This is a genomic window from Blautia sp. AF32-4BH (assembly GCF_003460565.1).
Taxonomy (GTDB): domain Bacteria; phylum Bacillota; class Clostridia; order Lachnospirales; family Lachnospiraceae; genus Fusicatenibacter; species Fusicatenibacter saccharivorans.
The window spans coordinates 199,949-223,913 of sequence record NZ_QTVL01000005.1 but is presented as its reverse complement, the minus strand read 5'-3'; the positions used below and the strand labels follow the sequence as shown (position 1 = coordinate 223,913).

The 23,965-nt window shown below is 48.2% G+C and carries 18 protein-coding genes and 1 riboswitch; of the genes, 11 read left to right on the top strand and 7 right to left on the bottom strand.

The genetic code is table 11. The features are described from left to right. Positions 1 to 303: 303 nt before the first annotated feature. Both DWZ44_RS08615 and DWZ44_RS08610 read left to right on the top strand, forming a co-directional pair. Complete coding sequence (locus DWZ44_RS08615; RefSeq protein WP_055221955.1) at positions 304 to 1,029, top strand: ABC transporter ATP-binding protein; 726 nt, start codon at positions 304 to 306, stop codon at positions 1,027 to 1,029. Further along, complete coding sequence (locus DWZ44_RS08610; protein WP_117804650.1) at positions 1,022 to 2,743, top strand: putative ABC transporter permease subunit; 1,722 nt, start codon at positions 1,022 to 1,024, stop codon at positions 2,741 to 2,743. The genes DWZ44_RS08615 and DWZ44_RS08610 overlap by 8 nt, the downstream gene beginning before the upstream one ends. Before the next feature lie 276 nt (positions 2,744 to 3,019). On the opposite strand, the gene DWZ44_RS08600 is transcribed toward DWZ44_RS08610, so the two are convergent. The 5 genes from DWZ44_RS08600 to DWZ44_RS08580 form a co-directional block, all read right to left on the bottom strand. Next, positions 3,020 to 3,661, bottom strand: a complete 642-nt coding sequence (locus DWZ44_RS08600; protein WP_117804648.1) for an ECF transporter S component — start codon at positions 3,659 to 3,661, stop codon at positions 3,020 to 3,022. 212 nt (positions 3,662 to 3,873) lie between these two features. After that, a riboswitch (FMN riboswitch) is annotated at positions 3,874 to 4,002 on the bottom strand. 78 nt (positions 4,003 to 4,080) lie between these two features. After that, positions 4,081 to 7,044 (bottom strand): glycoside hydrolase family 3 C-terminal domain-containing protein, encoded by a 2,964-nt coding sequence (locus tag DWZ44_RS08595; protein ID WP_117804647.1) that lies wholly within the window; start codon positions 7,042 to 7,044, stop codon positions 4,081 to 4,083. A 203-nt stretch (positions 7,045 to 7,247) separates the two neighbouring features. Then, positions 7,248 to 8,966, bottom strand: coding sequence for an extracellular solute-binding protein (locus DWZ44_RS08590; protein WP_117804646.1), 1,719 nt, complete (start codon positions 8,964 to 8,966; stop codon positions 7,248 to 7,250). 102 nt (positions 8,967 to 9,068) lie between these two features. Next, the gene (locus tag DWZ44_RS08585) at positions 9,069 to 9,932 is read right to left on the bottom strand and encodes a carbohydrate ABC transporter permease (RefSeq protein WP_117510366.1); all 864 of its coding nucleotides are present in this window, start codon (positions 9,930 to 9,932) and stop codon (positions 9,069 to 9,071) included. Between the two features lie 12 nt (positions 9,933 to 9,944). Then, on the bottom strand, positions 9,945 to 10,880 hold the full coding sequence (locus DWZ44_RS08580; protein ID WP_117804645.1) for an ABC transporter permease: 936 nt from the start codon (positions 10,878 to 10,880) through the stop codon (positions 9,945 to 9,947). A gap of 363 nt (positions 10,881 to 11,243) precedes the next feature. On the opposite strand from DWZ44_RS08580, the gene DWZ44_RS08575 reads away from it, so the two are divergent. The 4 genes from DWZ44_RS08575 to DWZ44_RS08560 all read left to right on the top strand — a co-directional run bounded on the left by DWZ44_RS08575 (position 11,244) and on the right by DWZ44_RS08560 (position 17,882). Beyond that, the gene (locus DWZ44_RS08575; RefSeq protein ID WP_055266899.1) at positions 11,244 to 11,957 is read left to right on the top strand and encodes a response regulator transcription factor; all 714 of its coding nucleotides are present in this window, start codon (positions 11,244 to 11,246) and stop codon (positions 11,955 to 11,957) included. Next, the gene (locus DWZ44_RS08570) at positions 11,923 to 13,683 is read left to right on the top strand and encodes a sensor histidine kinase (RefSeq protein WP_117510364.1); all 1,761 of its coding nucleotides are present in this window, start codon (positions 11,923 to 11,925) and stop codon (positions 13,681 to 13,683) included. The genes DWZ44_RS08575 and DWZ44_RS08570 overlap by 35 nt, the downstream gene beginning before the upstream one ends. Positions 13,684 to 13,773: 90 nt before the next feature. Beyond that, positions 13,774 to 14,865 carry a glycosyltransferase family 2 protein gene (locus tag DWZ44_RS08565; RefSeq protein WP_070103713.1) on the top strand — a complete coding sequence of 364 codons (1,092 nt, stop codon included), beginning with the start codon at positions 13,774 to 13,776 and terminating at the stop codon, positions 14,863 to 14,865. Next, entirely contained in the window at positions 14,862 to 17,882 is a 3,021-nt protein-coding gene (locus DWZ44_RS08560) for a YfhO family protein (RefSeq protein WP_117804644.1), read from the top strand. The genes DWZ44_RS08565 and DWZ44_RS08560 overlap by 4 nt, the downstream gene beginning before the upstream one ends. A gap of 39 nt (positions 17,883 to 17,921) precedes the next feature. Here DWZ44_RS08560 and DWZ44_RS19310 read toward each other — a convergent pair whose 3' ends face one another. After that, positions 17,922 to 18,134, bottom strand: a complete 213-nt coding sequence (locus DWZ44_RS19310; protein ID WP_334294805.1) for a DUF6783 domain-containing protein — start codon at positions 18,132 to 18,134, stop codon at positions 17,922 to 17,924. Here DWZ44_RS19310 and DWZ44_RS19305 point away from each other — a divergent pair. The 4 genes from DWZ44_RS19305 to DWZ44_RS08540 all read left to right on the top strand — a co-directional run bounded on the left by DWZ44_RS19305 (position 18,054) and on the right by DWZ44_RS08540 (position 20,373). Continuing rightward, complete coding sequence (locus tag DWZ44_RS19305) at positions 18,054 to 18,227, top strand: DUF6783 domain-containing protein (protein ID WP_308054139.1); 174 nt, start codon at positions 18,054 to 18,056, stop codon at positions 18,225 to 18,227. The genes DWZ44_RS19310 and DWZ44_RS19305 overlap by 81 nt on opposite strands. Beyond that, positions 18,218 to 18,610, top strand: coding sequence for a VOC family protein (locus tag DWZ44_RS08550; protein WP_055227805.1), 393 nt, complete (start codon positions 18,218 to 18,220; stop codon positions 18,608 to 18,610). The genes DWZ44_RS19305 and DWZ44_RS08550 overlap by 10 nt, the downstream gene beginning before the upstream one ends. Before the next feature lie 358 nt (positions 18,611 to 18,968). Then, positions 18,969 to 19,247 carry a helix-turn-helix domain-containing protein gene (locus DWZ44_RS08545; RefSeq protein ID WP_055227803.1) on the top strand — a complete coding sequence of 93 codons (279 nt, stop codon included), beginning with the start codon at positions 18,969 to 18,971 and terminating at the stop codon, positions 19,245 to 19,247. After that, positions 19,234 to 20,373 (top strand): type II toxin-antitoxin system HipA family toxin, encoded by a 1,140-nt coding sequence (locus tag DWZ44_RS08540; protein ID WP_055227801.1) that lies wholly within the window; start codon positions 19,234 to 19,236, stop codon positions 20,371 to 20,373. Before DWZ44_RS08545 ends, DWZ44_RS08540 begins: the two co-directional genes overlap by 14 nt. 209 nt (positions 20,374 to 20,582) lie before the next feature. Here the strand turns inward: DWZ44_RS08540 and DWZ44_RS08535 are convergent, their stop codons facing one another. Then, positions 20,583 to 22,406: a S8 family peptidase gene (locus tag DWZ44_RS08535; RefSeq protein WP_117804643.1), complete on the bottom strand. Its 1,824-nt coding sequence runs from the start codon at positions 22,404 to 22,406 to the stop codon at positions 20,583 to 20,585. A gap of 171 nt (positions 22,407 to 22,577) precedes the next feature. Between DWZ44_RS08535 and trkA the strand changes: the two genes are divergently transcribed. Then, positions 22,578 to 23,951, top strand: coding sequence for a Trk system potassium transporter TrkA (gene trkA, locus DWZ44_RS08530; RefSeq protein ID WP_334294804.1), 1,374 nt, complete (start codon positions 22,578 to 22,580; stop codon positions 23,949 to 23,951). The last annotated feature ends 14 nt before the right edge of the window (positions 23,952 to 23,965 follow it).

The following is a 23,965-nucleotide window of genomic DNA, read 5'->3' as shown; positions in this document are numbered from 1 at the left end:
TTTTTTTTCAGACACGCTCTAAAAGTCTTACAAGTTCTTACAAAATTCTGTATTTTTCGTTCCGCTGATTGACAGTTCTGGCAGAAGAATGCATACTGAAAAAAACACAAGATCACAGCCCGTGCTTCGAAATTTAACTGAATCAAGCAAGTAGCGAAGCGGATTGCGAAGATCCGCCTGACTCCTTTTCCTGCGCAGGGAAGGATAAGAGCTTTCGGAGTGAGAAAAGGGCAGTCTGTTTTTAGAAACGAAGCAAGAGAATCACAGTTTCGTTTTACAAGAAAAAAAGAGGGGGAATAAAACATGATTCGTCTGAACCACGTCAGCAAAATTTACGGCGATGGAAGCAAAAAAGCCGTCGATGATCTTTCCTGGGATATCGAAGATGGAAAGATCACCGGATTTATCGGCCCAAACGGAGCCGGGAAAACGACAACATTAAAAATGATCACCGGTATCTTAGCGCCGTCCGAAGGAACGATTGAAATCAATGGAAAAGATATCCAGAAGGATCCGCTCGAAGCCAAGCGCCAGTTCGGTTTTGTGCCCGACGACCCGGATGCGTTTCTTCGCGTCAGGGGAATTGAATATCTGAATTTTATGGCAGATATCTACGGTGTCGGAACGGAAGAGCGTCAGCGTTTTATCGAAGAAACCGCAAAACGCTTTGAGATGGAAGAGAACCTTTCGAGCCGTATCATGAGCTACTCGCATGGCATGCGTCAGAAAATCATGGTGATGGGCGCACTGATCCACAAGCCGCCGGTCTGGATTCTCGATGAGCCGCTGACCGGCCTTGACCCGCGCTCCGCGCACGAGCTCAAACAGATGATGCGTGAACACGCCGATGCCGGAAACGCCGTGCTGTTTTCCACCCATGTGCTGGAAGTAGCGGAAAAACTCTGCGACCGCATCGCCATCATCCATCACGGCCGCCAGGTATACCTGGGTACCCTGGAAGAATTAAAAGCGGCCTATCCGGATCAGACGCTTGAAAATATCTTTTTGGAGATCACCGAACATGCGTAATTTATGGATTCTCACCCGTTTCCTTCTGAAAAGCGGACCAGGAAAAAGCAATCAGAAGAGCGGAAAAAAGAAAGCATTTTCGGACGGAGGACGTATCGTTGTATACCTTCTGCTTGGTGTCTGCCTCCTTCCCGTGTCGGTCTTACTGTTTCTTCTGGGATATTCCGGCTATACCTTCCTGCAGCCGCTCGGGCTGGAAACCCTGCTGATCGAGTTCGTCTGTGCCATCGGCATGATGGTCATTTTCTTCTATGGCCTGCCGCTGTTTCTGAGCGAGTATTACATGGACTCTGACCTCGTAAAGCTTTTGCCGCTGCCGTTTACCCCGGCGCAGATTGTTGGTGCGAAAGGCTTCTGCTGTCTGCTGAACGAATACTATCTTATTGTACTGCTGTTCTTTCCGTTTCTGTTAGGGTACGGGATCAGCGCCAAAATGGGCATTTTTTACTGGATCAATATGATCCTCGCCTGCCTTATTTTCCCGGTTGTGCCGCTCGTTTACGCCGCAGTTTTGACGATGCTCGTGATGCGTCTTTTCAAAAATATCCGAAACAAGGATTTCTTAAGCTACCTCGGATTCGCCGCATCCCTGATTTTTGCGATCGGCATCAACGTATTTTCGCGCAGTATCGGAAATTTTGAAATGCAGGATATCATGAACCTGATGGAAAGCCAGAAGGGCACTCTGCGCGCCTTCCGGACCATTTTTCCGAACCTGCCCCTGATGACCGGAAGCCTTGCAGATGCATCCTTTCTCAAAATGATACTCTACATCGCTACAACAGCCGTCATCCTTGCTGTCTTTTTCGCCCTCGCCTGGAAAATCTACCTCCCGGCTGTCCTCGGCATGAGCGAAACCACCAGCGAAAAACGCATTTTATCCAAAGAAGAAGTGACCCGAACCGTCAAAAGCAAAAATCCGGTCCGCACCTACGCGATGATCGAATGGAAAAAACTGTACCGAACCCCGGCCTGGTTCATGAATTGTGTTCTGATGCCTCTCATCTGGCCGGTCTTCATGCTTGGCATTGCCCTTGTTTCCATCATTTCCAGCCTTGGCATGGCTAAAACCACCGGCCTTTGGACCCGGCTTGTCGCCGATGGCACCATATTCCGCCTCCTGAAAGGGGAACTGCCTGTCGCAGTTGCCGTCCTTACCGCCGCCGGAATCGCCGTCATGATGTCCATGTTCTGCGTGATCTCCGCCACAGCGATGTCCCGAAAGGGCAGCGAATACATCTATATGAAATGCATTCCGATGAGCTATCACGACCAGATCCGTGCCATGCTGGTAAGCGGCATCCTGATCAGTCTCCTTGGCACCTTGCCGTACGCTCTGGTCTTCAACATCATCGCGGTCGTTTTCGGTCTGCACCCGGCGACCCTTCTTTACACCACGGCGATCACGGTTTTATTTACCCTGTTCGTAAACTATGAACAGCTCCTTTTTGACCTTGCATTTCCGAAATTAAACTGGGAAAACGAAACCGCCGCCATAAAATCCAACAACCGCTCCCTGATCTCCGTCCTCATCGACCTCACCGTCGGCGCAATCCTGATCGGAGCCGGCTACCTGCTGTACGGAAAACTTCACCTCAACATCCACATCACCACGAGCGTGATGATTCTGCTTACCGCAGTCCTGACCTTTGCCATGCGAACCGCCCTTTTTAAATGGGGCGTTCAAGTGATGGAACATCTGGAAAGCGCTTAACAGTTTCGAGACATAATAACAATATTAAAATGTGATAGAAAAGAGATTTCAGCCAATGTGCGGATCTCTTTTTTTTGCGCTCCTTTCCAATTTCGCTGCGTATTTTCTTTTATCGATTATGCTTCATTGTACTACTAAAAGACCTGTGTGGGCAATCCATTGCCGCCATTCCCCGAAAATTTTAAAAGACGGACAAAAAACAGAGGATTTCTCTCTGCATTTTGTCCGTCTCTCTACAACGTATTTATTGGATTCTCCGTTTACGGAAATGATGAACTAATTCATCGCCTCACCCTTCAGCAGTCTGCTGATGTGCTTGTACAGAAGCATGGTTACCAGTGATACCACAACACCTTTGATGATATTGAACGGTACAACGGCAAACAGAACAAAGGTCGGAAGGCTTGTAATTGCTTTGTTGACTGCAGATCCCATTCCCACAAGGGTATCCATCGGCATTCCAAAGGCTGCTGCATAAGCCGGAAGCAGTACAAAAGCGTTCAGAAGACCGCCGGCTGCTGCCAGAAATACGGTTCCGACTGCCATACCGATCATGGCATTTTTCTTGGTTTTCTGTGTTTTGTAGATCCATGCGGCCGGCATAACATACGCGCAGCCGATCAGGAAGTTTGCCACTTCGCCAACACCTGCGGTGGTACTTCCTTTCATAACAAGGTTCAGCAGAATCTTAATCAGCTCAATCGCAGCTCCGGCAAGAGGTCCCATCGCAAAGGCTCCGATCAGCACCGGAACTTCGCTTAAATCAATCTTGTAGAAACTCGGGGCAAACGGAAGCGGGATGTCAAAAAACATCAATACGACTGCGGCGGCGCCGAGCATTGCCACCTGTACCATGTAACGGGTTTTTCCGATTTGCGACATCTTTGATGTCTGTTTTGCTGTTGTCTGTGCATTCATAACTGCATTTCTCCTTTTTTCTGGAGATCTTGACCGGTTCTGCCGGAAGTAACGAGTCCAAATACGCTCCACGAATTTGAACTTGTTTTCGCGGCAGTCGCCAAGGTCTCGTGCAAGCACGGACTTTGGCTCGTTGCCCGCGAAAAAAAGTGCCCTGAATTCCTTTTCTTGAATTCAGGGCACCAAAAATATTTCCATGCAAATAAATTTTATTTCGTCTTCTTTCATCCAGACTTTAACTGTTGGTCCCGGAGTTGCACCGAGTCAGCCGCTGTTTGATATCGCAGCGGGTCGCGGACTATACCGCCAGTAGGGAATCACACCCTGCCCTGAAGATCTCCGTATTTTGTTTTTACAGGAATATTTTATTCATATTCACACAATTTGTCAATACTTTTTTCAGACAATACATTATCTGGTTAGTTTGCTACGCCCATCTGAATTTTTCCTGTGCTCTTATTTTTCAGCACACGCAGATAGCAGATCCGCATATCTCCCTTCAGGACAAGACGGATCTCAGATACGCCGTCCGTCTGCGGTCTGTTTGCGAGGGAAATTTCAACATCCTCATAAACCGGCTCGCGGTACCGGTTGCGCTCTTTTACTTCTTCCTCCGCATAGCGGTCCAGTTTCGGGGCGCTGCGGAACTCACAGGTTCTTGTGTCACCGGTAAAGCTTCCCATCGAAACACCGTCCACAAAGGCTTCCACACTGCCGCCGCGTTCACTCTTCACATGAAGCGCCAGAACAGCAGCATCGGAAAGATCACAGTCACGGTAAACGAGAACACCTTCTTTCGTCTCATCCTGCACGCGGACTGCCTTGAAATTGAAGTGGCCTTCCGTCAGATACATGTTCTCGTAATCATCGTAGTGGTCTGCCGCGGTAAATGCACTCAGATCGCGTACTCCCCTTTTTCCGCCCGGAATAAAGATTTCTGCGGAAACGGCTTTATCCTTGCAGGATGCGCCCGCATAGATTTCATACGTTCCTTCTTCTACCATCAGTCTGCGGCTGATGACATCGTAGAAGCGAAGCTCCTCCACCGGGATTTCCAGTGCGATGTGTCTCGTCTCGCCCGGGGCAATGTTTTTCACACGGACAAAATCAAGCAGCTGGCAGATTGGTTTCTTTACGCAGGATTCCAGAGCGTAACCGTAGATCTGGACGACCTCGTCGCTTGCGGTAGCGCCCGTATTTCTCACATCGAGAGAGATCTGCAGCAGACGGTCATCTTTTAAGGAAATCTTATAGTTCTCATACGCAAATGTGGTATACGTCAGGCCATAGCCGAATGGATACAATTCCTTCCCGTCGAAATAGCGGTACGTTCTTTTTCCTTTGATGATGTCGTAATCGTCAATGTCCGGCAGCTGATCGATACTCTCATACCAGGTCATATTCAGACGGCCGGCCGGTGCATAGATTCCAAGCACAGCCTCTGCCATTGCGCTTCCCATATCCTGGCTTCCCGTTGCAGACATGATGATCGCCGGCAGTTTTTCCATCGCTTTCTGAAGTGTGTACGGATAATTCGTAAACAGCACCAGAACGGTATTCGGATTGACCTCTGTGATCCGGTCAAGCAGCATCTCCTGCTCCTCTGGCAGCTCCAGTGTGTTGCGGTCGATCTCCTCTTTCGCATTGATCACGGAGTTACAGCCGAGCGCAAGTAAAACCTGCTTTTTGCCCCGGACTGCAGCAACTGCTTTTTCAATTCCGTTTTCGACAACCTCCATCGTAATCGGAATTCCCTCCGTCTGCTCAAAGGAGAAAAATCCCTCTGCATCCTTATAAACCGGGTAATGGAAACGGTTGGTCAGCACAACGCTGCCATCCTCCTGTGGCTCCACGTGGAAAATCTCCATCACGAACCAGTCGAAGGCTTCCTCCCGGTCTGCCGCAATCTGTCCCATTTTCGGCTTTTCTCCCTGCGACTCTGAGAGTCTTGCGCTGAGGTATTTTCCGGTACGGACACTCTTGAACGTATAGCTTCCCTCACCCCAGTATTCCTTGATAAACACATCTGGCTCATCTGCCATCTGAAGTGTTCCGTCTTCTGCTACGGCAAGACCTTTTCCATCACAGCGGAAAACAACGCGATCCAGACCATCCGCGAATGTAATGTTCTCCTGCTTCAGTACTTCCATCCCCTGCAGGAAGGTTGTGCGGTATGGTGCCGTTCCGCCGTACCAGTCCTGATACCATGCATCACCAAGCGGTCCGACAATGGCAATATCTTCTGCTTTCAGGGCTTTGTCAAGTGGCAGCGCTCCGTTCTCATTTTTCAGAAGTACGATCGATTCGCGGCTCAGCTCTTTACAGATTTCACGTGCCTTCGGGGAATCGATATCGTCCTCGGTCACACGGTCATACGGATTCAGATTTTCCCGATCATAAACGCCGAGACGAAGCTTCGTCTCCATCATACAGCGAATAGAGCGGTCCATATCCTCTTCTTTCAGAATGCCAAGCTCATATGCCTCGCGTGCCGCCTGCTCTACCATACGCGGATCGTCAGACATGGCATCCACACCGGCTTTCAGCGCCGTTGCGATCGTCTCCGCATGCTGTCCGAAATAGTGATGCAGATTCACGACAAGTCCCATCGCACCGCCGTCGCTGACAACGTGACGGAGACCGTACTGTTTTTTCAGAATATCGGTCACTTCCGGATTCAGGATACCGATCGTTCCGTTGATCTTGTTATATGCCGTCATAATGCCCTCTGCGCCGCCGTCCTCAATACATCTGCGGAATGGCTCCAGATACAGCTCATATTTGTTCCGCGGGTCAATGGAAGAATTTTTCCATCCGCGGCCGACCTCCGTGTTGTTTCCATAGAAATGCTTTAAGGTCGCTGCACAGCGCAGATACTTCGGATCATCGCCCTGCATTCCCCGGATATAAGCACCGGCCATTTTTCCGGTCAGCACAGGATCCTCTCCGTAACCTTCTTCGTTTCTTCCCCATCTCGGATCGCGCTCAAGATCAACGGTCGGAGCCCATCTGCTGAGTCCATGGCCCTCATGGCGGTGCCATACGACGCGCGCCTCGGTTCCTGTTATTTCACCGGCCTGTCTGATCAGCTCCGGATCCCAGGATGCACTCATACCGATCGGCTGTGGGAAGGATGTTGTCACATCCGGTTTTCCAAGACCGTTCTGATCGTTTCTGCCCTCAACGCCGTGTGCCGCCTCACCGCCCACAGAGACACCCGGAATGCCAAGGCGCGGCAGATCCGGGGAAGAGCTGGCGAGGTATCCCAGTTTTTCTTCGACCGTCATTTCTTTTAACAGCCAGTCGATTCTTTCCTGATCCGTCAGTGATGCATCCCAGAACGGTGTGTTTTTGTTTACCTGAAACTCCTTCTTTTCTGTCATTTTCCAAAAACCTCCCGATTATTTTGTCTCATGAAATTGTTTGCAGATTTTCCATATACTGTTATCTTTTTACAATGTTTCACATTTCCCATTACTGTCGCTGTATTTAAAAACATGGCCTGACATTTAATAATATCAGACCATGTTTTTGTGCCGCCTTCCGTTCAACGGCAAAACCTTATGTTTTTATGTTTTTGCTTTACTTACTCTACATCAACAAGTTTGGTAGCAAGGAACTCTGTCATAGCTTCTTCTGCATCTGCCAGACCATTGTCTGTCAGCTCCTGTACCATGCTCTCCCAGTTTGCATCAAACTCATCTTCTGTACCAGTTACGCACTTAACCAGTCCTGGCCATGCAATTTCATCCAGAATAGTCTGTTTCTCAGCCAGTTCCTGTGGCTGCTGATATGCCCACAGTGCAGAGTATGGAAGAAGGTCAAACTCCTCCGGCTGTGCAAACATGTCGGTCAGCATTTCAAATCCCATCGCTTCGCATCCTTCTTTTTCTGCTGTATTGTAGTTTGCAATAACAGACTCTTTGGTAGTTGGAGTGTATGGGAATCCGTCTTCAGAGTAGGAACCTGTTCCGTAGATCGGGAATCCAGTGTAGTTGTCAATACCGGTGTTCTTTGCATAATCCGGATCAGACTGAGCTTTTGCTACTTCTTCGTCAGTACGATATGGCTGTCCATCATCATCAAGGAAGTAGTTCTCGCCTTCGATACCCCAGTGATACAGGATCTGTCCTTCATCGGAGCACAGATAGTCAAGGAATTTGATGGCACGAACCGGATCTTCACAGCTCTTGGTAATTCCAATACCCCAGCCAACGGTAGTTCCCTGATACAGAAGGGCTTTTTCTACCTGATCTTCTCTTAAGGTTACAGGAAGTCCAACATAAGTCTGATCTACTTTTCCGTCTGCTACCAGAGTAGCTTCGCACTGGCTGTAATGCCACTCAGCATCGGTGATGGCAACAACACGGCCGCTGGCAACTTTTGCAATATAGTCATCATCTGTCTGCGTTGCAAAGTTCGGATCCAGGATACCTTCGTTGTACATACGGCACAGCCATTTGAAGTATTCTTTCTCTTCATCTGTTACATGTTTGTAATGTACGTTGTACTCGTCGTCAATAATCCACTGTCCATTATCCGGGGATGCATCAGCGATCAGTCCTGCCGGGTTTCCAAGGGTAATCATCCAGTGCCAGTCAGAAGCACTCATGGTGATACCGATCATATCCAGACCATCTTCTGTTTTTGGATGTGCTGCAAGATAGCTCTTGATCATTTTTTCATACTCATCCAGTGTCTTCGGATATTTATAATCGTTCTCTTTTAATGCAGCCCACTGAATCTGGCAGCTTCCGCCTGTTGTCAGGGTTTTCTGGTTTACACCTGCGTAGGAAAGCTGATAGATTCCAGGATCATCCTGGCTCCATTTCAGTTTTTCCATCTCTGCTCCGTACATTTTTTTGATGTTTGGACCATATTTTTCAATCAGGTCTGTCATATCAATCAGCGCGCCTGCCTGATACAAATCCGTTGCTGAGCCTTTTGCATAAATCATGTCCGGATACTCATCATTTGCGATCATCAGCGCAATATCTTCTTTTGCATCACCCTGGGATGCTACCGGATAGGAAACATCCAGTGTAACGCCTGTTGCCTCTGTGATTGCTTTTGCTACCGGGTTATCCCAGTTGCCGTTTTTACCATCAGCGTTAAAATACTCAAAGGTAATCGGAGATTTGTCATCTGCATCATCTGCTGTCTCGCCTGAAGAACTTGCCTCTGCCGCTGATCCAGTCTCTGTGCTGGATCCTCCCTTGCTGCTGCCACTGTCGGAACCGCATCCTGCGAGCATTCCGGCCACCATAGCAGATACTAACATGAGTGATACTACTTTTCTTTTCATAAAAGCCCTCCTTAAAATGGTTTATGTCATCCTGCACTCTTGCTTTCGCCTGGCAGGAATAAACATCATCTTTTTCTAAAAATTTTTTAATACTGTTTTTTATCAGTCTTTAACAGAACCAAGTGTCATACCGCCGATAAAGTATTTCTGAAGGAACGGATATACAATAACGATCGGCACAGTTGCTACAATCGTTACGGCCATACGTACGGACATTGGTGTTACGGCCGTCTGTACATTGGTTCCTGCATGAACGTCCATTTTCATGGTCGCCTGGTTCATAATCTCATACAGTTTGTACTGCAGAGTCGGGAGTTTTTTCGCATACAGGTAAGTATCCATGAAGGAGTTCCACTGACCTACTGCATAGTACAGACCTACGGTTGCGATAACCGGTTTACAAAGCGGCATAACGACTTTATACCAGATCTGAAAATCGTTTGCTCCGTCGAGCTTTGCTGCCTCCTGCAGAGCCATCGGCAGTCCGTCGATATAAGAGCGGACCAGAATCATATTATAAACCCACATCAGACCAGGCAGAATGTATACCATGAAGTTATTGCCCAGCTTTAAGGTACGGATAATCAGAAGGTATTCCGGAATCATTCCGCCACCGACATACATGGTAACAACGAACAGAAGCTGGAATGGTTTGCGGAGTACGAAGTCTCTGCGGCTTAATGTGTAAGCAACCATCGAGGTACATACAATACCTACGATTGTTCCGATGATGGTTCTTGTTACAGAAATCACAGCCGGCATTGCAATGCCGCCGTCTTTAAATACATATTTATAGTTGCTTAATGTAAACTTTCTCGGAATGATGAAGTTTACATTCTTAATGGTATCCGTAGAATCGTTGAACGAAATCGCCAGTACGTTCAGGAACGGATAAATGGTGATGATGACGAGGAATACGAAGATTACCGCCAGTACGTAGTCAAATTTTTTTGCTTTCTTGTTCATATTCGCGTCCTCCTACATAAGTTTATCTTCGCCTACCAGACCGGCAATCTTATTGGCGATCAGCAGCAGGGTAACGCTGACTGCAGACTGGAATACACCGATTGCGGTACCAAGACCGTAGTTGCTGTTTCCGATACCTCTCTTATAAGAGAACCAGGAAAGTACCATCGTGTGATCCTCAACCAGCGGGTTACTAAGAAGCATCTGACGCTCCATACCTACGTTCAGGGCGCCACCGATACTCATAATCAGCAGTACGATGATGGTCGGTCGGATACCCGGCAGAGTGATGTGCCAGATCTTCTGCAGACGGCTTGCACCGTCCATATCAGCGGCCTCGTAAAGACCAGGATCAATACCTGCCATGGCGGACAGATAAATAATTGCGTTCCAGCCAACCTCTTTCCAGCAGTTAATCAGGATAATGGTTACCCAGATAAGCGGTGAGTTGGAACTCATCAGGTGCAGGTTCTTGCCGAAGATACTGTCAACAACACCGCCGTCGTTGAAAATATTCTTTGCAATACTTGCAATAATAACCCAGGATACAAAGTGCGGCAGATAAGAAATGGTCTGCGTTACTTTTTTGAACTTCATAAAGAACATCTCGTTCAGAAGAACCGCAAATGCGATTGCTGCGATCGTTCCAACCGCGATGTCAAGGAAGCTTACTCCCAATGTGTTGATTAATGTCTGTGTGAACAGACGGTCTTTGAATGCATCTGTAAAATTTTGAAATCCAACCCAGGTTCTCTCCCAGATCGGAAGTGCGAACGTTGCCGGTTTTACCTCCTGAAACGCCATCGTCCATCCCCAAAGTGGAATATACTTGAAGATAATCAGCCAGATTACAAATGGTACTGACATTACAAGCAGCCAGCGCTGTTTCCACAAAATTGCAGGTGTGATTTTCTGTCCTCTTTTCTTTTTCACCTTTTCCTTCGCCATGCTCCCCATCCTTTCCGTTGTTTTGTGCGTTTTTATTACGCATTTTCTTTGCTTATTTGTGATATTTACATCATATCAAATAAAATCCCAGTTTGATATTGTGTATTTTGTCCACTTATATTGACTTTTTTTATCTTTTTCCACATTTTCAGGTGCTATGGCAGGCATTTTTACTAATTTATATGCGTTTGTTTTTATTTTTTACACCAGCTTACAATTCTACCAATCAGTGTTTTTTTTGTAAAAAAAGCAGGAAAACGTAATGGGGGATTACATTTTAAGAAAAATGTCAGTTTTTTATCCAAATAATCTCCGTTTTCTCTGCTATGATAAACACCATAGAACCAAGAGGGGAAAAACGAGATGAGCCAATACAACATATTAGTCGTAGACGACGACCGGGAAATCGTAAGATCTCTCGGCAAACTATTAGAACTGGAAGGCTACAGGGTAAAAAAAGCCTACAACGGCATGGAGGCACTCGACATCCTCATGACCGAACAGATCCATCTGATCCTGCTCGATGTCATGATGCCCAAAATGAACGGCCTTTCCGCCCTGATGAAAATAAGAGAAAAAAACAACATCCCGATTATCATGCTTTCCGCGAAAACCGAAGAGAGCGATAAAGTCATCGGACTTTCGATGGGCGCCGATGATTACGTGACAAAGCCGTATAATACCGCCGAACTCATGGCCCGTGTTAAATCCCAGCTCCGCCGTTACTTCTCCTTAGGCGCCGCAAACGGAACCACACAAAGCCAGGATATCCTGAAAAACGGCGGTCTGCTGCTGAACCGAAACACCAAAGAACTCCTGGTGGACGGTGAACCTGTTCGCCTGACCGCAACCGAGTACAAAATTATGGAGCTTCTGATGGAGCATCCCGGCTATGTATTCTCAGCCGAAGAAATCTACAGCCAGGTCTGGCAGGAGGATGCTTACAGCGTAGAAAATACCGTCATGGTTCATATCCGGCGCATTCGTGAGAAAATCGAAATTACGCCGAAAAATCCAAAATATTTAAAGGTGGTGTGGGGAATTGGATACAAAATTGAAAAAATTGACGGAAACTGAAAAACGCATCCTGCTGTGGATGCTTACCGATCTTTCTATGGTACTGATTTTGTGCGGAAAGCTTCTGCGGAAATGGGCCAGTGAATTCGAATGGGGAATGTGGCGCAACATCGAATGGGGTATCGGCATTGGAGTGACGGTAGTCGGCGTTTTGGGCATAGCCGCAGCCTTGTATCTGGTATGGAAATTCCGAAAAAATACCGGGAACTCGAAAATGACTGCTTTTGCCGGCAGCGAACCGGAAAAAGCGGGAAAAACAGCAAAAAGCAGCGAAGGGGCAGCCGCAGATAAGTCCGAGACAGATGAAATAGAAAAATCCCGGCAGATGCAGTTTGAGGCAAGAGCCGCTGCGGAAGCAGAGAAAGAGCAGCTGTTTCTGAAAAAATCCGAAAAGGTGCCAAATGAGCTTCTGGTTCTTGTCGGAGGATTTGCTTTTTTCGGATGGCTTCAGCCGCTCCGGCACAGCTATGCCAGATACCGCATTGTTGCCGAATGGGGTACTGTAATAGAGTGTGTGCAGACAGGTCTTCTGTTTTTTGGAATCTGTGGCGTTTTCCTTCTCAGTGCCGGCATTCTTGTCTGTCGCTATGAAAAGAAACAACTGAGAGAAATGTCCTTTTTTTGCAGAGAAAGGAAGCGTTACAGAGATCGGACCAGCCTGGAACGGCAGCTTGCCGGTCAGAGTAAATGGCCGTTCCGTGTGGCACTGATTGCGGAACTTCTAATCGTGATTACCATGATCACCGGACTGATAAACGGAATGGATGGCGAGGTGCTGTTTGTCATTCTTCTTGGGCTGACCACGCTGATTTTAATTCTGTTTGCCTGGAAAACATACCGCAGTCGCCTGAACCGGGAGATGGGCCTTTTGATGGAACAGATCCATACGATGGCAGAAGGCAGCATGGAAAGCCGGATCCATGAAATATCCGAAAAATCCCTGCTGTATCCGGCGTTTGCAGAGCTGGAAAATATTGAGAGCGCTATGCAGAAGAGCGTAGAAAAACAGATGCAGGCGGAGCGTCTCAAAATTGACCTGATTACCAACGTATCGCACGATCTGAAAACCCCGCTCACCTCGATGGTCGGCTATACGGATCTTCTGAAAAAAGAGGATCTGACACCGGCGGCACAGGATTACGTCGAAGTGATTTCTGTGAAACAGGAACAGCTAAAGGAGATGATCCAAAGCCTCTTCGAGCTCTCCAAATCGACAAGCGGAACCGAAAAATTCCAGATGGAAAAAATGGATATGAAACGGTTGATCGAGCAGACCCTCGCCGATATGGACGATGCGATTGCGCAGAGCAATCTGTCGTTCCGCACGGCGCTCGGAGATGAGCCGCTGCCGTTCCTTGGGGATAATGGGAAAATGTACCGCGTGATACAGAATCTCGTGGAAAATATCCTGAAATACAGCCTGGGCGGAACGAGAGTTTACATTGACGCAGGGAAGGAAAAAGGGGAGATTTTCGTGACGATGAAAAACATTTCCGCCTATGAGATGAATTTTGAAGCGGAGGAAATGATGGAACGCTTTGTGCGCGGCGACGAATCACGGACGAGCGAGGGGCACGGCCTTGGCCTTGCGATTGCATCAAGCTACACGGCCAACATGGGCGGCCGCATGGAGCTTGCGGCAGACGGCGATCTGTTTAAAGTCATCCTGCGTTTCCCGGAGGCAGGCGAGGATTCTGCAGCGGGAGAAACAGCCACAAAAACCTGACTTGCATAAGAATGAGACAGAAGCGGGATTGCAGCAGGAAGGATCTGCAGAAGGATTCTGAGAGAGTATGTAATCCCCGGGAGGAAAAAAATGGAGACAATCAGTATTATCATACCATGCTACAACGAAGAGGAAGCAATTCCGGTTTACTACGAGACGATGGTACGTCAGATGGATGAGATGGAAGAACAGCAGAAGGTTCAGTTCGAGCTGATCTTTGTTGACGACGGCTCGAAGGATCACAGCCTGTTTGAGATGCGCCGGCTTGCGCAGAAGGATATGCGCTGCCGTTACCTCTCGTTTTCGAGAAATTTCGGAAAAGAGGCAGCCATGTACGCCGGACTGCAGGCGGCCAAAGGCGATTACGTAACGGTGATGGATGTCGACCTTCAGGATCCGCCGTCCCTTCTTCCGAAAATGTACGCGATGCTGCAGAGCGGCACCTGTGACTGTGTAGCGGCACGCCGCAGTTCACGGGAGGGCGAGGGAAAAATCAAATCCTTCTTATCAAATGCCTTCTACGGTGTGATCAACCGCCTTTCCAGAACAGAGATTGTAAGCGGTGCACGGGACTACCGTCTGATGAGCCGCAAAATGGTGGATGCCGTGCTGGAAATGAGTGAGTACAACCGCTTTTCCAAAGGGATTTTCGGATGGGTCGGTTTTCACACAGAATGGCTGGAATTTGAGCACGAGGACCGCTGCGCCGGGACGTCGAAGTGGCCGCTTCGAAAGCTCCTCGCGTACTCGGTCGACGGCATCACAGGCTTTTCCGTAGCCCCGCTGTCACTTGCATCTGTCATGGGCGTGCTTTTTTTCCTGATTTCTATGATTCTGATCGTGTTCATCATCGGAAGAACGCTGCTGTTTGGCGATCCCGTTGCGGGCTGGCCGTCGATGGCATGCATCCTTTTTCTGGTGAGCGGTGTACAGCTTTTCTGCACGGGCATTGTAGGCATTTATCTTTCCAAGACATATCTTGAAACAAAGCACCGTCCGATCTATCTCTTAAAGGAGACGAGTGAAGAGACGGTCAAGATGCACAGTGTGCAGCCGGTGAAAAAGCAGGAGAGTGCTGCAAAGAGAAGAAAAGATACCCATACGGCAGAAAAGAAAAACGTGTATTTTCCAGAGTATGCCGACAAACGCCATGCGTCTGAAAGAGGAGAAATCCGGGCATGAAAAAGGAAATCTTAAAGGAAATAAGAGAGCCGGGAAAATCACGGAAAAAGAAAGGCCAGCCGAAAGGACGGCGGAACGGCTTCTTGGAAGGTCTTACCGGAAAGGATTTTACGGCGGCTGGTCTGTTTTTCTTTTCTTTGCTTTTGTGCCGGCTGTTCGTCCTGCAATACGGCGTATTCGGCTCCTCGATTGACTGGATCAGCCAGCACAGCACCCTTGCCGATTACTTCCGAAAGCGGTTTTACGCGACCGGAAACCTCTTCCCGGATTTCGCATGGAATCTGGGAGGAGGTCAGAATATTTACCATTTTGCCTACTACGGACTGCTGAGTCCGACCATGCTGTTATCCTACCTTTTCCCGTTCATCCCGATGGACCTGTGGGTGATGGGTTCCTCCGCGCTGCTGTATGCGGCGGATGCAGTGCTTTTTTATCAATGGATCAGCAAAAAGGGTCTGCATTACGGCAACTGTCTTTTTACATCACTTTTCTTTACGTGTTCTACCGCACTTCTATATCATTCCTATAATCAGCTTATGTTTGTCAATTATATGCCGTTTCTGCTGCTGGCTCTGCTGGGCGCGGATCGCCATTTTCAGAAGAGAAAGAGCGGTCTGCTGATTCTTTCCGTTCTTGGGATGATTCTGACCAGCTTTTATTTTTCGGTCGGCGGGCTGCTTGCGCTCACGGCGTATGCAGTGACGGAGTATTTGAAATGCGGTACAGAAAATGCTGCGTATGAAGCGGAACAGGAGAATCGAAAAGTGTCGCGGAATCAAAAGGCCGGGGCAGAGAAAAAGCAGATGGCAGGTGAAAAATCTTCAGGAACAGTCGAAGCTTTGGCGGGTTTGCGGAGCTTTTTTGGCGCAGCAATCCGCTTTGCGCTTCCGGTCCTCGCAGGAATCCTTCTTTCCGGTATTCTGCTGATCCCATCGGCTGCCGCCTTGTTCGGCGGCAGCGGCGAGGGCGGACGCGGCACCGCAGCGGGCGGCATTGCAGGACTTTTTACCGATCCGGCGATGTGGAAACCGCAGTTTCTGATCCTGCGTCTCTGCTACACGCCGTATGGCATTGGCCTCTCCGCATTTGCGGGGGTGGCGCTTTTGGGCAGAGTGATCGGAAAGAGCCGGTTGCGTGAGAAACTGTTGTCCTTCCTTTTGCTGGTATTCTTTTGTATTCCCCTGTTCGGCTATCTGCTGAACGGTGGCCTGTACAGCAAAGATAAAGTATTCATCCCGTTTCTTCCGGTCCTCTGTGCAGAAGTCGGGCTTTATGTGGAAAACCAGCTTGTCCGGAAGCGGGAGTGTGGAAAAAATCGAAGCACCGGGAATTTTAAGCGCAAAGTCATGACAGAGCTGCGAGAATTGTTTCCGTACCTCATAGTTCTGATTCTGATGTGGAATGCAAAGCAAGAGACATACTTTGAACCATACTGGCATCTCGGCATACTGGATGTGATCTGTGTGACTGCGTGCTATCTGGCATGGCGGTGGTTTCCGGCAAAAAAACAGCTGCGGGGCAGAGAGCTTCCGTTTCTACCGCTCGTCTTTAGTGCTGTGATTCTTGCATTTGCCGGAAAAGCAATCAATCAGGAAAAGCATGTGATGATCCCGCGCAAAACGTATGAAGCTCTGACGGACAGCAAGATTGCAGCGGCTATTCGCGAGATCCGTGCGGAAGATCCCGGCTGGTATCGCATGGAGCAATATGGAGACGGCGGACAAAACCTTGCGAACGTCAACCGGATCTGGGATATCGGGCAGAATGTTTCAACGATTTATTCCTCGGCATACAATGCAGAATATAAGAGATTCCGGGACGAGACGTATGGGATTAATGAAGCCTTCCGCAACCGCATGATGCAGACGGTTTCCGATGATCCGCTGTTCTGGCAGTTCATGGGAGTGAAATATATTCTGGCAGAAACACGGCCGGAAGGGTATGAACTGTACCGGGATTACGGGGACTTTCAGGTTTATCGTGCCATATCCGCAGCGCCGGTTGCCTACGTGACAGACCAGGTGGTTTCCGAGACGGAATACAAATCATTACCTTATCCGCAGAACCAGGAAATACTGGAGACGGCAGCCGTGATCCCGGATCAGGAAATGCGGAAGACAACAGCGGCAATCCCGGATCAGGAAAAATCGGCGGAATCTGTGGATAATTTCAGAGCCGCTGCAGATTCAGATACAAAGAATGGTTCTGTAGGACCCCTGTTTCACAGTTGTTTTCAGAAAGTGAACCTTGAAATTCCAGAGACCGATCAGGAAGATCTGCGCATTCAGAAGACAGCGGACGGATATGAGATTGAGACGAAAAAATCCGTGACCGTCTCAGCAACGCTGCCGGGTACCGCAGAGGGAGCGACGCTGCTCGCCGTTTCTTTCGAGGTGGAGAATCAGAAAGCGAGTCATGATATGTTTATCCGCATCAACGGCCAGACCAACCGCCTGACCGGCATCAACCATACGTATGCCAATGGGAATACACAGTTTAACTATCTTGTAACGATGAAAGAAGATGGAACCGTATTCATTCGGATGGGAAAAGGCCATTATATCCTGAAAAATTTTGAGACATGGACTGGTATGGCACAGCCGTTGGAAAAAACGGAGCAGCTGTACAGTCAGGCGGTTACCCTGATTGGCGGAACAACAGCAACATACGGCGGCGACGGCATCACAGGCGTGGTTTCCGCGGAAAGAGACGGATACCTCATCACCAGCATTCCATACGATGAAAATTTTGTGCTGAAAGTGGATGGGAAAGAAACACTGCTGTTCCGCGCAAACACGGCATTTCTCGGTGCAAAAATCCCATCAGGCGAGCACAAAATTGTTCTTGTGTACCATGCGCCCGGACGGACGGCTGGCAGTTGGTGCAGCCTGATGGGAGGAATGCTGGCACTCATCCTTGTGATCTGTGAAAAAAAGAAACAGCAAAACGGCAGCGAACGGGCAGGAGAGAGCAAAATGTTGCAAAAACAGCGGAAATATTATATCATCAGAGTGTAAAAATAGTTGTAGTGACACTTGGTGGAATGGAGCATATCTTTACAGCCGCAGGAAGAACTGGCAGCGTTTGCCCGGTTTGGAAACGCCGTTGCAAGCCTTTGTGTGGAGAAAAAAGGTGCTAGAGCGTGTCTGAAAAATCATTTCCGCAATCTGCAAGCTCCACTTTGCGGTATATTTTACCCTCATTCGGTTGCCGTAGCCCGCTACGCCGCCCTTATTCGGATAAAATCTCCCACGAACTGGGACTCGCAGCTCACGAAAAGCCTTTTTCAGACACGCTCTATTCCGGCCATGCCGGATCTGGCACAGGTAGAAAAAAGACTGGGGGATAAGAAATGGAATTAAGAGAGCAGTTAAATGGAATCCAGCATGTCGGTATTCCGACCAACGATATTGAGATGACGATTGCGTTTTATGAAAAGCTTGGATTTGAAATTGCATTCCGCACCGTAAATGAGGCGGCGGATGAGAAAGTGGCATTCTTAAAGCTTGGAACACTTGTGATCGAAACGTACGAAAACAAAGCTGCAGCACTGAAACCCGGAGCAATCGACCATGTGGCGATTGACGTAAAGAATATTGAAAAGGTTCACGAAATGATTACCGGGGCCGGTCTGAATACGACGCAGGATGAAGTACATTTCCTTCCGTTCTGGGAAAATGGCGTCCGTTTCTTCACGATCGAAGGACCAAATAAAGAAAAAGTGGAATTCAGCCAGTATTTGTAACGATTCCAAGCCATGCGAAATGGAAGAAAAATCGCGAATCATGCTTGCATGAATATCCGTTTGACCAGCAAAGCCTCTGCCGGAAAGCAAAATTTTTGCCCGGCAGAGGCTTTTTTACTTACTCTGAAACAAATACTACCGGATAGTCAAAAAAGCGCAAATTATCCCTATAGAGTAAAGGAGATGCAAAATTTATCTGCAGTTACAAAAACGGGGTGGAGTTTTTATGGAAACAGGGCAGGAAATCATTGTGCTTTCTGCACGTGAGTGGTAAAATAGAATAGATAATATATAATCTGCTTTGAATAAAAACAGGATATTTTAGATAACATATAATCTGTAACAAGAAGGGGAAAAAATGGAACAATTTATATGGGAAACTCCGGAAGAACTGGATCAAAAACTTGCGCAGCGAGTGAGAAAAATCAGAAAGAGACGTTCAATTACGCAGGAAAAATTAGCATCTATAAGCGGAGTGAGTTACGGCTCAATCAAAAGATTCGAAACGACAGGACAAATTTCCCTGTTATCTTTAACGAAAATTGCAATCGCACTGGATCTTGCAGATGAGCTCAGAAATATTTTCACGCAGGTACCGTATAAAGATATTCAGGAGGTTATCAATGAAACAAGATAAAGTACTGCAGGTGTGTTATGAGGATCAAACGGTGGGAACATTAGCTATGACGGCAGACCACAAAGTGGCATTTCAGTACAGTGATGAATGGCTGGAAACCGGATTTTCGATCAACCCATTTTCATTGCCTTTGCAAAAACAGGTATTTGTTCCAGTTAAGGATCATTTTGAAGGATTATTTGGGGTTTTTGCGGACAGTCTTCCAGATCATTGGGGCAGATTACTGTTGGATCGCCTGTTACGGGCACATAAACAAAATCCGGATGAACTGACCGTACTGGATCGTCTGGCGATTGTGGGCACATCGGGGATGGGAGCGTTGACATATCACCCGGAAAAGAATTTTCCAGAGGAGCAGAGCAGTGCAGATCTGGACAAACTGGCGGAAGAGTGTCAAAAGATACTGAATACAGAGTATTCGGATAAACTGGACGAATTGTATCTGCTGGGAGGTACCAGCGGCGGAGCAAGACCTAAAATCATGACAACCATTGATAATGAAGAATGGATTATCAAATTTCCAGCGCATGTGGACGGAAAAGATGCAGGAAAAATGGAATATGACTATTCCTGCTGTGCCAAGGCCTGCGGAATTATGATGAGTGAAACGAGATTGTTTCCATCAGAAAAATGTAAAGGATATTTTGGAACTAAAAGGTTTGACAGGAGAAACTGTTTGAAAGGGAAAAAGAAAGTGCACATGTTGACGACAGCTGCAATTCTGGAATTGGATTTTGAGCAGCCAAGTCTGGACTATCATGGATTAATGAAACTGACAAAAATCATGACACGCAATTGCGATGAAGATGTTGAAAATATGTTCCGCCGAATGTGTTTCAATGTTTTTGCACATAACAGAGATGATCATTCGAAGAACTTCACGTATTTGTACGAAGCAGACGAAGATAAATGGCATTTAAGTCCGGCATATGATCTTACTTACAGTAATACGTATTATGGCGAACATACTACGTCAGTAGATGGAAATGGAAGAAATCCAGGCAGAAAAGAGTTACTGGCGGTAGGAACTGGTGCAGGGATGAAAAAGACAAGGTGTGAAGAGATCATAGACGAAATTGAGAAAAAAGTAAAGGAAATGTTGGAAGAATATCTTTTGGGTAAGTGATTCTCTTTGCATTCAAAAAATTTTAAACAGCAAGTTATTAACAGTTAAATAAAAAAGAGTTGCCAGACAAATGAACACTATAAGTACCTTGCTACGAGTTTTATTTTCGTAGCAAAGTACAAGATAGTACAGAGATAAAAATATGTCTCATTTGTCGTTTAACTCTTTACATTGCGCTTTTATTTCTTCTATCGAATCCTTCAATAACTTTAATCTGGCAGGCTACTTTCTAAACAAAGTCGTCCCCATCCCACCCGCCTGTTCGGGTATTCGCTCTCGGATGCGATGGGTTTTGTGCCTGCGATGAGATAAGCTTTCAGCTTTTCACCATATAAAAACGGGTCATTTCCGCGCAGAATACCCCATTCCATCATAAGAGCGGCGCTTCCCGATACAAAAGGCGTGGCAAACGAGGTGCCGGTGAAGGAAGCATAGCCGCCGCCGGAACGGGGAGCTGGGATATTGACACCCGGGGCGGCGAGATCAGGTTTAATTTCGTGGAGAATACGGGTATAGCCGCGGCCGGAGAAGCTGGCATAGGAGGAAAGGCGGGGATCGTAGGCACCGACCGTGATGGCGGAGCGGGCGGTGGAAGGGATGGTGAGTGTGGTGTCGGCAGTGGGGGAGAAGAAGCGTGTCTGTGAACCGACGGCGTTTCCGCCGGGAAGCCAGAGGTCAAAGGAACCGGAGATCAGGCGGCCGGGGGTGAGACGCAAGGTCCAGATGCCGTTTTCGACGGACAGATGGTTTCCTGCGCCCTGAAAGGTCAGGTAAATTTCCTGCGCCTGGCTGTAGGGGGATGGCATGCCATAAAACAGGAGAAGTTCTGTCGGACCAAGCGTCAGACGCGCCGTGCCGAGGACAGGAGAGAGCGTGCCGGAGCGGATGCCGCCGGGGGAAATCAGTTCGATCGAGATTTCATCCCCATAAACCTTCCAGATCTGGAGACTGAACGAGGATTCATAAGCACCGACCTGAAATTCAACGGAGACAGCGCGGTCAGCCGTTGCCGAGACCGCAGACGTCGCAGCCGGATCAGATGTCGGACGGACTGTTTGCGTCTGACCGGACGACTTGCGGTCCGACTTTAGGTTCCCGGTATAATGGCGTCCGGTATCCCCTTCATTTCCTGCCCCGATACAGATCACGTTCTGCCCTAAATTTGACACTGCATTCAAATACGTTTCAAGTAAGGAATCCCCGCTGTGCGAACCGTAATTATTCCCGAAGCTCAAATTAATCACAAGCGGCCGCTCCACCAGAAGTGCATATCTTACGCAGAAATCCACCGCCTGCAGCAATTGCGATGTCCGCGGCAGATCCGCCGGATCAGGATTCCCAAGCTTTACGACCACGAGTGTTGCTTCCGGTGCCACGCCCCGCATGGCCGCATCTGCCGAGGATCTCCCATTTCCCGCTGCGATTCCGAGCACCGCTGTCCCATGCCCCGTCACATCGCGGGACGGCACGAGGGCAAACCGTTCTTCCGGCGTAGAAGATGCAAGTGCCTCATTGATCTGCTGCCGTGTATATACCGACCCAAGAGCATACCCCATCGGAGGATTCCCCGGAATCGTCTGATCCCATAAAATTGCAATTCGGCTTGTCCCGTCCGGTGCGCAGAAATCAGGATGCGCATAGTCCACGCCTGAATCAATGCATGCAAGCAGCACCCCATTCCCAGACAGACCCATAACCCCCTCCTGCACAGGCGTAATACAGGATATGCTCCGCACAAATGCATCTGCGAAATAAAGTAATTTCGGTTTCTCCAGATAGGTAATCTGCGGCAGTCCTGTCACGTAATCCATCAGGGACTCCGGAACCAGAAGAATGGCATACGAAAACAGCAGCAGCGTCACACGAACTCCCTGCTCCTCCAGAAAAGCCAGGTCTCCCTGATACTGTACAATTACTTCCCATGTTTTGCTGTAAGAGTTATAACCTGCCGAAAGCTCCGGCACACGCCGCCGTTCGACTTCCGTTGCGGCCAGCGCAAGGTTCAACAGGTTTTCCCTTTTTTGATCAATCATTACAAAAACTCCGTCCAAAATGTTGTTAAAATCTATTCCGCTTTTCCTGGAAATATGATATAATCGCCATCGTACAATAGGGGTACAGATCTGCTTTTTGGAGTGCATCGAAAAATGGTTTTACGATGCCGCCTGGCGGGTCTTTACTATTTTACGCGAAATGCTTTTGCATTGAAGGGAGAGAACATGAAAATTATCATTGTGGGCTGCGGAAAAGTCGGAGCCGCACTGACCGCCCAGCTGAGCCGCGAGGACAACCTTGTGACGGTCATCGACACAGACAGTATTGTCGTCCGCAACGTCTCCAACACCTATGACGTTATGGGAATTGTAGGAAACGGAGCAAGCTATCAGGTGCTTCAGGAGGCGGATATTGAGCATGCGGATCTGATGATTGCCGTAACCAAAAGTGATGAAATGAACCTGCTTTGTTGTGTCATCGCCAAACAGGCAGCAGACTGTCACACCATCGCCAGAGTTCGAAATCCGATGTATCGGGAGGAGAGAGAATTTATCCGTAAAAAGCTGGGTCTGTCCATGATCATCAACCCGGAGCACGCGGCCGCCATGGAAATGGCAAGACTGCTGCGGTTCCCATCTGCGATTGAGATCGACAGCTTTTCCCGCGGAAGAATCGAAATGCTGCGCTTTAAAGTGCCGGAAACATCGAAAATTGTCCATATGTCGCTGCGTGAGCTGGCCGGAGCGCTTCAGTACAGTCTGCTGGTCTGTGCTGTTGAGCGAAACGGCGAGGTTTACATACCGGATGGAAATTTTGTGATCCAGGCAAAAGACAGCCTTTCCATCATTACCACACCGCAGAACGCAGAGAGCCTGTTTAAGAAAATCGGTGTTCATACAAACAAGGTACACAGTACGATGATCGTCGGCGGCGGTGAAATTACGTATTATCTCGCAAAATCACTGGCAAATATGAACGTCGATGTCAAGATTATCGAGAAAAATAAGGATCGCTGTGAGGTTTTAAGCGAAGCACTGCCAGATGCAACCGTTATTTACGGTGACGGAAGTGACCAGGAGCTCTTAAAAGAGGAGCGCATCCAGAATATGGATTCCTTTGTGGCCTGCACCGATATGGATGAGGAAAACATCATTCTGTCGCTGTATGCGAAAGAGAAGGTATCCTCAAAGGTTGTAACGAAAATCAACCATCTGGAATTTAATGATGTTATCCACAGCCTGAACCTGGACAGCCTGATCTACCCGAAACACATCACCGCAGAGTACATTCTGCAGTATGTCCGGGCAATGAAAAACTCCATCGGAAGCAACGTTGAGACGCTGTATAAGCTGATGGAAGACCGTGTGGAGGCTCTTGAGTTTATCGTGAACCAGAATTGCCGTATGATCGGCATCCGTCTGCAGGATATGAAAACACGGCCAAACCTTCTGGTAGCAGCGATTAACAGACGGGGAAAGGTCATCATTCCGGGTGGACAGGATTCCTTTGAGGCAGGAGATTCCGTCATTATCGTAACAACGGAAACCGGTCTTCAGGATATCCATGAGATTCTGGCAGAGTAACGGGGGAAGCGGAT